Origin of the sequence: Saccharothrix sp. S26, from assembly GCF_021390395.1 — a bacterium.
Classification (GTDB): Bacteria; Actinomycetota; Actinomycetes; order Mycobacteriales; family Pseudonocardiaceae; genus Actinosynnema.
Window position 1 is genome coordinate 1 of the sequence record NZ_JAJUWT010000034.1, and the last position, 13,910, is coordinate 13,910.

Genomic DNA, 13,910 nt, shown 5'->3' on the forward strand with positions numbered 1-13,910 from the left:
GGGTGCAAGTCGGGGGTGCGGGTGCAGGTTGGGCGGGTTCGGGTTCGGGTTGGGCGCGGGCGCAGGTTGGAGGCGCGGGTGCAAGTCGGGGGTGCGGGCGGAGGTTGGGCGGGTTCAGGTCGGGCGCGGGCGCAGGCTGGGCGCGGGGCACAAGCTGAGGGCGCGCGTGCAGGTTGGGGGCGCGCGCAGGTCGAGGGTGCGGGCGCAGGTTGGGGGCGCGCAGGTCGAGGGTGCGGGCGCAGGTTGAAGAAGGCCGCTGCGGCGGGCGGTGTGGGCACGTGTGCCTTGGTGCTCGGGGGAGCGCGCAGTGGCGCGGGCCGCCTGGCGGTTCGGTGTGGCTGGGTGGTGGCGGGGCTGTCGAGCGGAGGTCGGGGTGTGGGCTCTGGGGTCTGCCGCCTCGGAGGTGTGGCGGGGTGGTCAGGGGTTGGGTGGGGTGGCCAGGTGGGTCAGCCATTCGGTCAGGAGGGCGAACTCGGCTGGGCTGAACTGGCCCGGTCGGTTGGAGCGCAGCAGCGCGCCCAGGGTGGTGGCGGCTTGGGCCACGGTCGGTGAGGTGGTGGTCGGGTCGATGTCGGGGTCTGGGGTCAGGATGCCCGGCAGGACGATCTCCCGGACTCGGGTCGACAGGTCGGGGTCCCGGTCGGTTTCCGGGCGGTTCAGCAGGGAGAGGGCGACGCCGGTGTTGGCGGCCATGACGATGTCGGCGGCGCGGTCCGGGTCGGCGGTCAGGCGGCCGATGCGGGCGATGCGTTCGAGGACACCGCGCAGCAGGTCGTGCGCCTCGCGGACGGCCCGCGGTGGCGAGGTCAGCCGAGGGGTGTACATCAGGCGGTAGACGTTGGGGTGGGCCAGGGCGAACGCCGTGTGGCCGTCCCAGCCCCGCCGCAGGTCGGCGACCGGGTCGTCGGTCGGCGTGGCGGCGCGCTTGGCCGCGAGGTACTGCGCGAAGCCGTGGTCGACGACGGCGGCGAGCAGGCTGTCCTTGTCGCCGAACAGGCGGTAGATCACCGGCTGCTGCACGCCGGCTCGCTCCCCGACGGCCCGCGTGGAGATGTCGCCGTTCGGCGAGGCCTCCAGCAGTTCGGCGGCTGCCGCCAGGATCGCTGATCTGTTGTCCATGTTAGCAACGATAACACAGGGATGGATCGGTGCCAACACTTTCCTGTTAGCGACGATACGCGAGCCACGTGCGCAGCGCCCACCAGTGCCGCAACGTGACCAGCACGGTCGGCGGGTCGGTAGCGCTGTCGTCCCACGGCGTGCCCGTGAGCTCGGCGAGCCGGTCGAGCCGGTACCGCACGGTGTTGGGGTGCACGTGCAGCGCGGCGGCGGCGTGGCCGAGGCGTTGGCCGTGGTCGAGGTAGACCAGGGCGGTGGCGACCAGTTCGCGGTGGAAGTCGTCGTCGTGGTCCAGGCCCGCGAGCGTGCCGCGCAGCAGGTCGGCGAGCACGGGTTGGGCGGCCAGCGCGACCTCGCCGGCCAGGTCGGTGAGGTCGCGCACGCCGCGCAGCCCCGCCCGCCCGGCGATCCGGAGCGCCGCCACGCACAACGGGTGGACGTCGCGCATCACCGCGAGCCCGGTCGCCGGTGCGACCACCAGCAGCACGTCCGGCGCGAGGTCGGGCGGGCGGCGCGCGGACAGCCCGGTCAGTCGCCCCTCGACCAGCCCGTACACGCCACCGGAGCCCAGCAGGCGTTGTTCCAGCACCCTCGCCTCGTCGGGTCGCGTCACGTCCGAGACGAGGCAGTGGTACCGCCGGTCGGGCGACAGGCCCGCGCGCCGCAGCTCGGCCGCCTCGGGTGGCGTGCCGTCGCCGTGCAGCAGCAACCGTCGCAGCAGGTGGGTGTTCGCGTCCCGGTTCGTGCGGGACAGCTCCAGCTCGGCCGTGTGGTAGCCGTTGATCACGTGCCGTTCCAGCGCGCCGGTGTAGCGGTCGAGGTCGACCAGTCCCGCGAGCAGCACCGCGTCGGGCACGCCCGCGGCCCGGCTGCGCGCGATGGCGATCGTCATCGCCTTGGTGCGCCCGGCCTGCACGCCGCGCAGCAGCCCGTCGATCGAGATGCCCTGGGCCGCGCGGTCCGCGCCCAACGCCTCGGCGGCCTGGAAGTCCTGCGCCTCGGGCTCGTCGGACCGCTCGAAGAAGTCGAGCCCGGTGGCCAGCAGGACCGCGATGTGCCGACGGTTCTCGGCCTCCGGCAGCCGTGCCACTTCCGGCGACTGCTCGCGCGCGGCCCGGACCAGCTCCTCCACGACACCGCGATCGGTCGCCATGCCCCGCAAGACCCGCCCGAGCAGGTGATCGCGCGCTGCCGGCACCGGCCCACCCTCCCGCCGCGACGTTGTGGCAGTGGCATAACGAGCAAGCGGCTCGTTGGGCATCGGCCCCTACCGCGGGCGCGCCGCGAGCCGGTATCCATTACCTACTGAACGGTAACAGTGCGGCGGTGCCCGCGGGTCACGGGTTCGCCGACACGGTCTGGACGAATCGAAACCCTGCACGGATGTGACAACCGCGCATCCGGTTTGGAGCTGTCGTGGACAACAATTCCGGGTCGAAAGGCCGCGCGCGCCCGCGGCTGCTCGGCGCGCTGGCCGCCTGCGTGCTGACCGCTGCCGCCGTACCTGCCACCGCCGCACCTGCCACCGCCGCCCCCTCTCCCGGCGGCACGGCGCTGCGCGAGGTGATGTTCGTCGGGAACAACTGGGACGGCACCGCCGACGTGATCGCTTCCCGCGGTGACTTCGCCCGGATCGGCCGGGTGAACATCATCCCCGACCGCCAGGAGCGGCTGTGGGAGATCTACCTCAACCCGATCAAGCTCGCGTTCTTCCTCGGCATCCGGTCCGGCCCGGGCGAAGGCCACGACCAGTTCGTCGATGACATGTACACCACTCCCGACGGCCGTGCGGTGGTCGCGTCACGGCCGAGCTTCGCCGACGTGGTGTCCATCGACCTGGCCACGGGCCGGGTCAACTGGCGGTTCCCGGTGTCGGGCTTCCGCTCCGACCACATGGCCGTCTCCCCGGACGGCCGCCGCGTCGCGGTGTCCGCCTCGACGTCCAACACCGTGCACGTGCTCGACATCGAGACCGGCCGCCAGGTCGGCTCGTTCGCCACGGGCGACAAGCCGCACGAGAACGTGTTCACCGCCGACGGCCGCCTGTGGAACATGTCGATCGGCGAGGTCAACACCGCCCTGGACGACCCGGCGTTCGACTTCACCAAGGGCGACCGGCGCATCACGGTGGTGGACGCGACGACGTTCCAGCAGGTCGAGGTGATCGACATGCGGCCGAGGCTGGACGCGTTCGGCCGTGCGGACCTGTCGGACTCGGTGCGCCCGGTGGCGTTCACGCCCGACGGGTCGAAGCTGTACTTCCAGGTGTCGTTCTTCAACGGCTTCCTCGAGTACGACGTCGCCACCGACCGCATCACGCGGTTGAAGGAGCTGCCCAAGAACCCGAACACCAGCGAGGACCGCACCACCTGGGTCAACGACTCCCGCCACCACGGCATGTCGATGAGCCCGGCGGGGGACAAGCTGTGCATCGCCGGGACCATGGACGACTACGCCGTGATCGTCGACCGGGCGACCCTGCGCGAGGGTGCGCTGGTGCCCGCGGCCAAGCCCTATTGGGCGACGGTGAGCGGTGACGGGCGCAGCTGCGTGATCTCGGAGAGCGGGGCCGACCAGGTGACCGCGATCGACTTCGCCACGGGCCGCAAGCTGGTCTCGGTGTCGGTGGGCGACCACCCGCAGCGGGTGCGCGTCGGGCACGTCCCGGCGGGCTGGACCGGTCCTTCCCAGCGCTGACGCGGTCGGTGCGGCGGTGGTCGGCGCCACGTCGGCCACCGCTTCCGCGCGTCCGGACCGCCGCGATAGGTTATAACCTATAAGCGAGGAGGTCTCGGGTGGCCGAACCGGTCGAGCCGTTCACGACGAAGAGCGACTACGCGTACACGACCGTGCGCGAGAAGATCCTGTCCGGGGAGTTCACGCCCGGGCAGGTGCTCAACCAGGCGACGTTGGCGCGCGCCATCGGCATCAGCACGACGCCGTTGCGCGAAGGGCTGCGCCGGCTCAAGTCCGAGGGGCTGGTGGAGCTCGACGCCCACCGCGACGCCCGCGTCACCGAGCTGACCGCCGAGGAGGCCCGCGACCTGCTGGAGCTGCGCGGGGCGCTGGACCCCCTCGCGGTCGCGCTGGCCGCGCGGCGGCGCACCGAGGACGACGTCCGGCACCTGCGCGCGGCCCTGCGCGGTCTGCGCCCGTTGCGGCGCGACCCCGGTGTGGAGGACCTGGTCGCCCACCGCCGGTTCCACGCCGCGCTCTACCGCGCCTCGCACAACGCCCTGCTCATCGCCACGCTGGACGGTCTGTGGGACAAGACCGACCGCTACCGCAGGTTCGGCCTGGAGGCCGGTCGGCCCGACGACGAGCGCGAGCGGACCGCCGCCGAGCACCGCGAGCTGGTGGAGCACGTCGTCGCCGGTGACGCCGACGCGGCGGCGGACGTCATGCGCCGGCACGTCTCCGGCAGCCTGGGTGCGAAGGCCGCGTCACGCCTCGGCGGTGTCGATCCCCGTGCTGAATAGGGCGGCGGTGGCGCTGCTGGTCCACACCGTCCTGGTCCAGCTCGTCACGTTCGTGCTGCGGCCCACCTCCACGTACCGCGCCCTGGAGCTGGGCGTGCCGACGGGCTGGCTCGGCGTCCTCTCGGCGGGCTTCGCGGTCGCGCCGCTGGTGCTGGCGATCCCGTCCGGGCAGGCCGTGGACCGGCTCGGCGAACGGCGGGTGATGGCGGCGGGCGCGGTCCTGATGTGCGCCGCCGCCGTGACGTTCGCGTTCGTCGGCGGCGGGGTGGCCGGGCTGGTGGTCGGCAGCGTGCTGCTCGGCACCGGGCACCTGTGCTCGGTGGTGGCGCAGCAGGCGATGGTGGCGAACACGACCGAGACCGCGCGGTACGACGCGGCGTTCGGGCACTACACGTTCGCCGCGTCGTTGGGGCAGGCGGTGGGGCCGGGCCTGATCCTGCTGGCCGGCGGCGATCGGACGATCCCGCGCACGGACACCGTGTTCCTGGTGGCGGTCGCGATCACGGTGGTGCTGATCGGCGTCACCCTGGCGGTGCGCGCGCCGGCTGCCCGCCGTGCGGCCACAGTGGACGGTGGGCCGGAGGGTGTGCGCGACCTGCTGCGCCGACCCGGCCTGGTGCGGACGTTGGCGGTCAGCTGCGTGGTCATCGCGGCGGTCGACATCACGCTGGTGTACCTGCCCGCGCTGGGTGCGGAGCGCGGCATCCCGTCCGGTGTGGTGGGTGTGCTGCTCGCGGTGCGCGCGGCGGCGTCGATGACGTCGCGGCTGTTCCTCGGCCGACTGGCCGCGTGGCTGGGTCGACATCGGCTGCTGCTGGGCAGCGTCGCGTTGGCGGCGGCGGGGCTCGCCGCGGCGGCCGTGCCGATGCCGGTGTGGTTGCTCGGCGCGGTCGTGCTCGTGGTGGGGCTCGGGCTGGGCGTCGGCCAGCCGTTGACCATGTCGTGGCTGGCGGAGGCGACGCCGCCGGGGCTGCGCGGGCGGGCGATGTCGTTGCGCCTCACCGGCAACCGCCTCGGCCAGGTGGTGGTTCCCAGCGCGGCGGGGCTGCTCGCGGCGGGCACGGGGGCCGCCGGCGTGCTGGTGCTGACCGCCGCGGGCCTGGCCGCCGCCGGCGTCACGGCCGGTCGACGCCCGCCGGCCTGACCGCCGTCACGGGTCGGCCAGGCCGGCCTCGTAGCCCGCGATCACCAACTGGGCCCGATCGCGGGCGGCCAGCTTCGCCATCAGGTGCCCGATGTGGGTCTTCACGGTGTGGCGGCTCAGGTGCAGGGCCTGCTGGATCTCGGTGTTCGACAGGCCGCGGGTGATCAGCTCCAGCACCTCCCGCTCCCGCGGGGTCACGCGGTCGAGCGGCCGTCGGGCGCGGCGCGGGGCGGGACCACCGAGGACCTCGGTGATGAGCCTGCGGGTGACGGTCGGCGCGAGCAGCGCCTCGCCCGCCGCGACGGTCCGGATGGCGTCCAGCAGCCGGTGCGGCGGCACGTCCTTGAGCAGGAACCCGCTCGCTCCCGCGCGCAGCGCGTCGTACACCACCGCGTCGAGGTCGAACGTGGTGAGGACGAGCACCTTCGGCGCGTCGGGCAGCGCGGTGATGGCCCGGGTGGCGGCGACACCGTCCAGGTCCGGCATCCGGACGTCGACCACGGCGACGTCCGGCCGGTGCCGCGCGGCCAGCTCGCACGCCTCCCGGCCGGTGCGCGCCCGGGCGACCACCTCCGCGCCGGGGTCGGCGTCCACCAGCAGCCCGACGGTGTCGAGGAACATCGGCTCGTCGTCGGCGAGCAGCACGCGGATCGGCTCAGCCGTCATGGCGGGCGGCGGTGTCGAAGGGGAGCGTGGCGCGGACCGCGAACCCGCCCCCTGGCAGCGGGCCCGCGTGCAGCGTGCCGCCGTGCAGCGCGACCCGTTCGCGCATGCCGAGCAGCCCTTGCCCATCACCGGACCCCGTCACCGTCGTGCCCTCGTCCACGACGGAGACCACCAGCCGGCCGGGCTCCACGGCCGTGACCAGGTGGCAGCGCGGCGGGTGGCCGTGCCGCCGCACGTTGGTCAACGCCTCCTGCACGATCCGGTACGCCGAGACCCGCACCGCCGCCGGTGTGCCGGCCAGGTCGGCCTGCTCGGTGGTCACCGCCACGCCGGCCGAGCGCGCGTCGGCCACCAACCGGTCCAGCCCGGCCGTGCTCGCCGGGTCGGCCGACGCCTCCCTCACCCCGCCCAGCACGGTCCGGACGTCCGCCAGGGCCGCGCGGCTGACCTGCTCGATGCCCCGCAGCGCCGCTTCCCGCTCGTCGGGGCGGGTGTCCGCGACGTGGTTGGCGACCGCAGCCCTCATCGCGATCAGGCTCAGGTTGTGCCCGACCACGTCGTGGATGTCGCGGGCGATGCGCAAGCGCTCTTCGGCCACCGCCCGCGCGGTGCGCGACTCGACCAGCTCGGCGTGGTGCCGCCTGCGGGTGCGCACGGTCGCCGCGACCGCCCAGGCGCCGATCAGGACCACCGCGCTGAACAGCGACGTCGTGACCGGGTGCGTGGCGAACGACTCCGCGCCCGCGCGCGGCGGGACGAGCGGCAGCCCCGGCACGGTCGCCACCGCGATGCCCGCCGCCAGCACGCACCCCAGCGCCGCCGCCGGCGCGTCCAGGCGGGGTGAGTCGAGCACGACCGGGTGGAGCGCGAGCACCACGGCCGCCAGCACGGACTCGTTGCCGACACCGACGACGATGGCCGTCGCACCCACCGACAGCACCGCGCACAACACCGCGACGGGCCGCCGCCTGCGGACCGCGAGCGGGGCACCCAGCGCCACGGCCAGGACGACGGCGGGCACGTCGACCGCGGGGGCACGCAGGACCGTCCACACCACGACCGCGGCCGCCGCCACCGCGTCCACCACCAGCAGCGCTCGCGGGCCGAGCCTCGCCTGAACCATGCGGGGCACGGTATCCGGCCGACGCCCGGCCGAACTCGGACCACGGTCCGATGGCAGGCGACCGCGGCGCTCCGAGACTGCCGGTGTGCTCACCCCGATCCTGCCCGCCCTGATCGTCTCCGCCGTCTCCCTCGGCCCCACCACCGCCGCGCCGCCCGTGGTCGACGCCGCCGCCGTCGACGCGGTCGTGCGCGAGTACCGGGAGCAGACCGCGCTGCCGGGCATCGCCGTGGCCGTCACCCGTGACACCACCGTCGTGCACACCGCCGGGTACGGCCACACCCCCGACGGCGAGCCCGTCACGGCGCGCACCGTGATGGCCGCGGCGTCGCTGAGCAAGTCGTTCACCGCGCTGGCGGTGCTGCGGCTCGTGGAGGACGGCCGGGTCCGGCTCGACGACCCGGTGCGCGCGCACCTGCCCGAGTTCACCCTGGCCGACCCCCGTGCCGCCGACATCACGGTGCGGCAGCTGCTCGACCAGACCTCGGGCCTGTCCGACACGACGAACCGGTCGTTCACCGGCCCGCCCGTGCACACCCTGGCGGAGGCCGTGGCGGCGATGCGCGAGTCACGCCTGGCCGCCGCCCCCGGCACCCGCTGGGCGTACCACAACCCGAACTTCCAGGTCGCCGCACGGCTGGTCGAGGTCGTCGGCGGCACGCCGTTCGCCGAGCACCTGCGCCGGGAGGTCTTCGAGCCGCTGGGCATGGACGACAGCCGCACCGCCGACACCGAACGCGACCTGCCGGCGAGCGCCCGGGGCCACATCAAGGTCCTCGGCGTGCCCGTGGCGCTGCCCGAACCGGCCGCCTTCGGCAACGGTTCCGGCGGCGTCCTCACCTCCGCGCACGACCTGGCGTCGTGGCTCGTCGCGCAGAACGACGAGGGCCGCGGGCCCGACGGCACGGCGGTCGCGAGCCCCGCGAGCATCGCCGCGACCCACACCCCGTCCGCCGTGTCGGGGTCGTACGGCCTGGGCTGGTTCGTCGGCGTCACCCCGTCCGGCGCGAGGTTGGTCGACCACGGCGGCGACCTGTTCACCTCGACCGCCTACCAGGCGCTGCTGCCCGACTCGGGATACGGCATCGCGGTCCTGGCCAACACGGGCTTGGCGCACGGTGACGCCCAGGCGCTCGGCGACCGCCTCGTCGCCCTGGTCGAGGGCAGGCGGCTCCCGCCCGTCGGCGACCCGTCCATCGCCGTGGACGCGGTGCTGCTCGCCCTCGCACCGGCCGTCGCGGCGGTGGCGGTCCGGGGCGTGCTGCGGTCGCGGCGGTGGGCCGACCGGCGGCGGTCGGCGGCACGCCTGGTCCCGCTGGTGCTGCCGCTGCTGCTCCTGGCCACCGTGCACCGGGTGGTCGGCCGGCTCTACCGGGGCCGCGACGTGGCGTGGCGACAAGTGCCGTACCTGTACCCGACGTTCACGGTGCTGCTGGCGGTGGCCGCGGTGGGCGGTGTCGCCGTCCTCGTGGCGCGGCTGGTCGCGATCTCCGCGCGCCGGGCGGACGCCGGGTGACGAGGTGTGACCCGGGCACGGTGGGCAGCGCCCGGGTCCACGTCGTCATCGGTCCCCGTCGTCCGGTTCGTCGTCCGGTTCGTCCCGCGGCTCGTCGTCGGGGGACCGGCCCACCCAGGCGATCGTGTCCGGCTCGGGCCACCACCCGGTGGGCACCGGCAGCTCCGGTACCGGGGTGTCAGCGCCCGGTTCGCACTCCACTCATCACCTCCCGACGTCGAGCACGTGCGCCCGACGCTAGGGACGAGCCGCGCCGCGCGCAGCGGTCGGCTCCGGCCAACGGCCGGTCCAGGCCACCGACCACCGCGCTGACCTATTGCGGACGGTGGCCGGACCCGCCACTGCCGCCGGCGGCCACCGGCCGCCAGGATTTGCCCATCGCCGGTCGGGGGACCCGCAGCCACCAGGAGGAGAACATGTCCAAGCGCATCGCGGCAGCCGTGCTCGCCGCGGTCCTCGCCGCCGCGACGGTCGGCGTCACGACCTTCGCCACCGCCGCGGCGAACACCGCCGCGGTGGCCTCGGGCGACCCGACCGACCCGCCCACCCCCTGCGGCGACCCCGAGCTGGAGTGCGGCGACGACGACTACGGCTGGACCCACCCGGGCACCTGACCGGTCAGTTCAACCACCCCAACCGGGTGGCCGCGTACACCGCGGCCACCCGGTTGTCGGCTTGCAGCGCCTCCAACAGCCCCGAGACGTAACGGCGCACCGTCCGCTCGCTGATCTTCATGTGCCGGGCGATCGCGCCGTCGGTCATGCCCGTCGCCAGGAGGTCCAGCACCTTGGCCTGGGTCGGCGTCAACCCGTTGCGCGAGCCGGCCTCCCGCGCGCCCACCGGCACCGCCTGGCTCCACACCAGCTCGAACAGCATCCGCAGGGCGGCGATGATCGTCGGCGTCCGCACCAGCAGCGCGCCCTCCATGCCGGTCGGGTCCAGCGGCACCAGCGCCGAGTGCCGGTCGGCGATCACCATCTTCATCGGCAGCTCCGGCACCGCGCGCATCTGCCAGCCCGCCTTGAGGTTGCCCTCGACCATGTCGCGCGAGCTCTCGAACTCCAGCACGGCCCGTTCGCACACGTTGCGCAGCACCACCCCGCGCTCGGCCACGACCGCGGGCAGCGTCATCACCGTCTGCGCGCTCGGCGCCTTGCGGAAGTGCCGGGTGGAGAACGTCACGAACTCCTCCCGCGCGGACAGGCACAGCTCGAACGAGACCTGGCCGATGCGCTGCGGGTCGGTGATGATCTCGATGTCCGCGGTGTCGCCCGAGGAGTTCGCCATCCGGTAGGCCGCCTGCAACGCGTCGAGCTGGTGCCGTGCCGCCACGATCGCCCGCTGCTGGTCGAGCACCTGCTGCTGCGCGACGAGGATGGCGTGGTCGACCGCGCGCACCGGCTCGACCGGCGCGATGGTCGGCTCGCCGCGGTAGTCGCGGCGCACGAACCCCTTCTCGAACAGCTCCGCCATGTCCGCGCTCTCGGCCCTCGGGTCGTCCACCGCGACCGGTCCGCTGCGCACCAACGAGTCGTACAGGGCTCCCGCGCCCATGGAAAGCAGCCCTTCGAGCATCGCCCACCCCCCCGGGTTCTCCCCAAACCGGTGACCCAGCGTACGGGCGTGTCCAGTGGCGGCCAATGGCCGATCTGCCCCCTACGTGACGTCCCGCCCCGGCCCCAGGCTCGTGGTCGAGGACGCCACGACGGGAAGGCACGACGATGAGACTCGACAAGCGAGCGGCCCGGTCACTGCTCTCGGCGGTGATCGCCGCGGCGGTGCTCGGTGGCGGCGTCGCCACCGCCGCGCCGTCGGCGGGCACGACCGGCCCGGGGCACCACGCCACCAGCCACCAAGCCGCCCCGGACACCCCGACCACCACCGTCACGTCGACCGACGGGTCCGGCGCGACCGTGACCGCCGAGGTCGCCACACCGGCCGTGACCAGGTCGGAGATCATCACCCGCGCCCGCACGTGGGTGACCGCCGCCGTGCCGTACAGCCAGACCGACTACTACGGCGGGTACCGCACCGACTGCTCCGGCTTCGTGTCGATGGCGTGGCGGCTCGGCGAGTCCCTGACCACCCGCAGCCTGGACCAGGTCGCGCACCGCATCGACAAGGACGACCTCAAGCCCGGCGACATCCTGCTCAGCTACGACAACCACGTCGTGATCTTCGAGAAGTGGGCCGACGCCGCCCGCACCGAGTACTACGAGTTCGAGCAGACCCCGCCCAAAGCCACCTACCGCAAGATCCCCTACCCGTACTACAGCGGCACCTACCTGCCCTACCGCTACGACCACGTCATCGAGGACGACGGCCAGACCACCTCGCTGCCCGGCCTGTCGACCATCTCCCGCTCGGCCGGCGACCTCGACGTCTTCGCCACCACCTCCGACGGCCACCTCAAGCACCGCAACATGAACGACGGCGTGTGGGGCTGCTGGGCGACCCTGCCGTACAACGCGAAGATCAAGGGTGATCCGGCCGCGATCTACGGCGAAGGCCGGATCGACGTGTTCGCGCAGGGGATCGACAACCGGCTGAAGAAGATCACCTGGACCTCCGGGTACGGCTGGTACCCGTGGGCCGACATGGGGGAGTACGTCGTCACGTCCTCCCCGGCCGTGACGAGCCGTCACGCGACGGGGATCGACGTGTTCGCCAAGAACGGCGAGAACAAGATCGTCTACCGGCACTACGACACCGTGCAGGGGTGGACCACCAACTGGTCCAACATCGGCCTGAACGCCTCGACCGTCACCGCCTCCGGTGCACCCGCGGCGGTCGCCAACGCGGACGGTTCGCGCATGAACGTCTTCGCCCGTGCGACGGACGGCAGTTTGTTGTCGTTGATGTGGACGCGTGACGCGGGGTGGTACAGCTGGGCCGACCGGGGCGGCAACTTCACCGGTCGTCCCACGGCGTCGACCCGTGGCGGTGACAGCGTGGACATCTTCCTCCGTGACCACGACAACAGCTTCATCCACCGCTACAGCCCCAACGGCGCGGACTGGACGACGTACCCGGCCAGCGACTTCGGCGGCTACATCCTCACCAGCCCGACCTCCGTCTCCATGAGCGCCCAGCGGATCGACGTGTTCACCCGCAACAGCAACGCCGACCTGATCCGCAAGACCTGGACCAGCGCGAACGGCTGGTACGAGTGGGCAGGGCACGGCGCGGTCGGCGCACCCGCCTGCTGAACCCGCGCGGGGCGGCCGGACCTGCACCGGCCGCCCCCACCTCCTCTCGGCCCCATCCCGCGGTACCGCCTTGCCTGAACCAGGAGCACCCCAGTGACACTCGCACCGAGCCGGACGCTGACCGCAGCCCTCGCCGCCGCGGCCCTGAGCACGGGCCTGACCGTGCTCGGCCCGATCGCGCCCGCGGCGACCGCCGACGACATCCGGGCCTGCGACCCCGGCGGCACGACCACGCAGGACGTCACGATCGGCCAACAGCTCAACGCGCAGCTCGACTCCGACATGAGAGGCAACATGGACGCCTACGAGACGTCCTGCGCACGGGTCGTCGTCCAGACGGTCAAGGCGCGCGGCCTGTCGTCGAGAGCCGCGGCGATCGCCATCGCGACCGTGATCGTCGAATCGCACCTGCGCAACGTCAACTACGGCGACCGCGACAGCCTGGGCCTCTACCAGCAGCGGGACGGCTGGGGCACGGCCGCCCAGCGCCTGCACCCGCCGACCGCGACCCACAGCTTCCTGGACGTGATGCAGCAGTTCTACCCCAACGGCTCGTGGGCGGCCGAACCGATCGGCGAGGTCGCGGCGGACGTGCAGCGGCCGGCCGCCGAGTACCGGTACCGGTACGGCGTGCAGGCCGCCGACGCCCAGCTGATCGTCGCCGCCCTGTGGGACGCGGCCCCGGGCACCTCGACCACGTTGCCCGGCCTGTCGACGATCTCGCGGGTCAACGGCGGGCTGGACGTGTTCGCCACGACGTCGGACGGCCACCTCAAGCACCGGAACATGTCCGCCGGCGTGTGGGGGTGTTGGGCGACCTTGCCGTACAACGCGAAGATCAAGGGTGACCCGGCGGCGATCTACACGGATGGTCGGATCGACGTGTTCGCGCAGGGGATCGACAACCGGCTGAAGAAGATCACGTGGGTGTCGGGGTACGGCTGGTACCCGTGGGCCGACATGGGGGAGTACGTGGTGACCTCGTCGCCCGCGGTGACGAGTCGTCACGCGACGGGGGTCGACGTGTTCGCCAAGAACGGCGAGAACAAGATCGTCTACCGGCACTACGACACCGTGCAGGGCTGGACCACCAACTGGTCCAACATCGGCCTGAACGCCTCGACCGTCACCGCCTCCGGTGCACCCGCGGCGGTCGCCAACGCGGACGGTTCGCGCATGAACGTCTTCGCCCGTGCGGCGGACGGCAGTTTGTTGTCGTTGATGTGGACGCGTGATGCGGGGTGGTACAGCTGGGCCGACCGGGGTGGCAACTTCACCGGTCGTCCGACTGCGTCGACCCGTGGTGGTGACAGCGTGGACATCTTCCTGCGCGATCACGACAACAGCTTCATCCACCGCTACAGCCCCAACGGCGCGGACTGGACGACGTACCCGGCCAGCGACTTCGGCGGCTACCTCCTCACCAGTCCCACGGCGGTGGCGATGAGCGGCCAGCGGATCGACGTGTTCAGCCGCAACAGCAACGCCGACCTGATCCGCAAGACCTGGACCAGCGCGAACGGTTGGTACGAGTGGGCAGGGCACGGCGCGGTCGGCGCACCCGCCTGCTAGCCGTCCGGCGCGCGAACCGGTCCCGTCCGCCACCCCGGCGGGCGGGACCACGCGCTGTGGCAGCCGGCGCCCCGGCACGCGA

General features: G+C 73.2%; 12 protein-coding genes. 7 read left to right on the forward strand and 5 right to left on the reverse strand.

The genetic code is table 11. The features are described from left to right. Nucleotides 1–417: 417 nt before the first annotated feature. Both LZG04_RS38765 and LZG04_RS38770 read right to left on the reverse strand, forming a co-directional pair. Nucleotides 418–1,119: a TetR/AcrR family transcriptional regulator gene (locus LZG04_RS38765; protein WP_233826813.1), complete on the reverse strand. Its 702-nt coding sequence runs from the start codon at nucleotides 1,117–1,119 to the stop codon at nucleotides 418–420. Between the two features lie 46 nt (nucleotides 1,120–1,165). Beyond that, nucleotides 1,166–2,317 (reverse strand): CdaR family transcriptional regulator, encoded by a 1,152-nt coding sequence (locus LZG04_RS38770; RefSeq protein WP_233826815.1) that lies wholly within the window; start codon nucleotides 2,315–2,317, stop codon nucleotides 1,166–1,168. Nucleotides 2,318–2,535: 218 nt separating this feature from the next. On the opposite strand from LZG04_RS38770, the gene LZG04_RS38775 reads away from it, so the two are divergent. The 3 genes from LZG04_RS38775 to LZG04_RS38785 all read left to right on the forward strand — a co-directional run bounded on the left by LZG04_RS38775 (nucleotide 2,536) and on the right by LZG04_RS38785 (nucleotide 5,742). After that, the gene (locus tag LZG04_RS38775; RefSeq protein WP_233826818.1) at nucleotides 2,536–3,816 is read left to right on the forward strand and encodes a YncE family protein; all 1,281 of its coding nucleotides are present in this window, start codon (nucleotides 2,536–2,538) and stop codon (nucleotides 3,814–3,816) included. A 98-nt stretch (nucleotides 3,817–3,914) separates the two neighbouring features. Then, nucleotides 3,915–4,598, forward strand: a complete 684-nt coding sequence (locus LZG04_RS42870; RefSeq protein ID WP_233826820.1) for a GntR family transcriptional regulator — start codon at nucleotides 3,915–3,917, stop codon at nucleotides 4,596–4,598. After that, the gene (locus LZG04_RS38785) at nucleotides 4,588–5,742 is read left to right on the forward strand and encodes an MFS transporter (RefSeq protein ID WP_233826822.1); all 1,155 of its coding nucleotides are present in this window, start codon (nucleotides 4,588–4,590) and stop codon (nucleotides 5,740–5,742) included. Before LZG04_RS42870 ends, LZG04_RS38785 begins: the two co-directional genes overlap by 11 nt. 6 nt (nucleotides 5,743–5,748) lie before the next feature. On the opposite strand, the gene LZG04_RS38790 is transcribed toward LZG04_RS38785, so the two are convergent. Together LZG04_RS38790 and LZG04_RS38795 are read right to left on the reverse strand one after the other, a co-directional pair. Then, entirely contained in the window at nucleotides 5,749–6,408 is a 660-nt protein-coding gene (locus LZG04_RS38790; protein WP_233826824.1) for a response regulator transcription factor, read from the reverse strand. Continuing rightward, entirely contained in the window at nucleotides 6,398–7,531 is a 1,134-nt protein-coding gene (locus LZG04_RS38795; protein ID WP_233826826.1) for a sensor histidine kinase, read from the reverse strand. Before LZG04_RS38795 ends, LZG04_RS38790 begins: the two co-directional genes overlap by 11 nt. 85 nt (nucleotides 7,532–7,616) lie before the next feature. On the opposite strand from LZG04_RS38795, the gene LZG04_RS38800 reads away from it, so the two are divergent. After that, nucleotides 7,617–9,047 carry a serine hydrolase gene (locus LZG04_RS38800; RefSeq protein WP_233826828.1) on the forward strand — a complete coding sequence of 477 codons (1,431 nt, stop codon included), beginning with the start codon at nucleotides 7,617–7,619 and terminating at the stop codon, nucleotides 9,045–9,047. A 416-nt stretch (nucleotides 9,048–9,463) separates the two neighbouring features. Next, nucleotides 9,464–9,661: a hypothetical protein gene (locus LZG04_RS38805; RefSeq protein ID WP_233826830.1), complete on the forward strand. Its 198-nt coding sequence runs from the start codon at nucleotides 9,464–9,466 to the stop codon at nucleotides 9,659–9,661. Between the two features lie 4 nt (nucleotides 9,662–9,665). Here the strand turns inward: LZG04_RS38805 and LZG04_RS38810 are convergent, their stop codons facing one another. Beyond that, entirely contained in the window at nucleotides 9,666–10,622 is a 957-nt protein-coding gene (locus LZG04_RS38810) for a LuxR C-terminal-related transcriptional regulator (RefSeq protein ID WP_233826833.1), read from the reverse strand. A gap of 146 nt (nucleotides 10,623–10,768) precedes the next feature. On the opposite strand from LZG04_RS38810, the gene LZG04_RS38815 reads away from it, so the two are divergent. Together LZG04_RS38815 and LZG04_RS38820 are read left to right on the forward strand one after the other, a co-directional pair. Continuing rightward, nucleotides 10,769–12,256, forward strand: coding sequence for a hypothetical protein (locus LZG04_RS38815; protein WP_233826962.1), 1,488 nt, complete (start codon nucleotides 10,769–10,771; stop codon nucleotides 12,254–12,256). Between the two features lie 93 nt (nucleotides 12,257–12,349). Beyond that, on the forward strand, nucleotides 12,350–13,828 hold the full coding sequence (locus tag LZG04_RS38820; protein WP_233826964.1) for a hypothetical protein: 1,479 nt from the start codon (nucleotides 12,350–12,352) through the stop codon (nucleotides 13,826–13,828). Nucleotides 13,829–13,910: the final 82 nt, after the last annotated feature.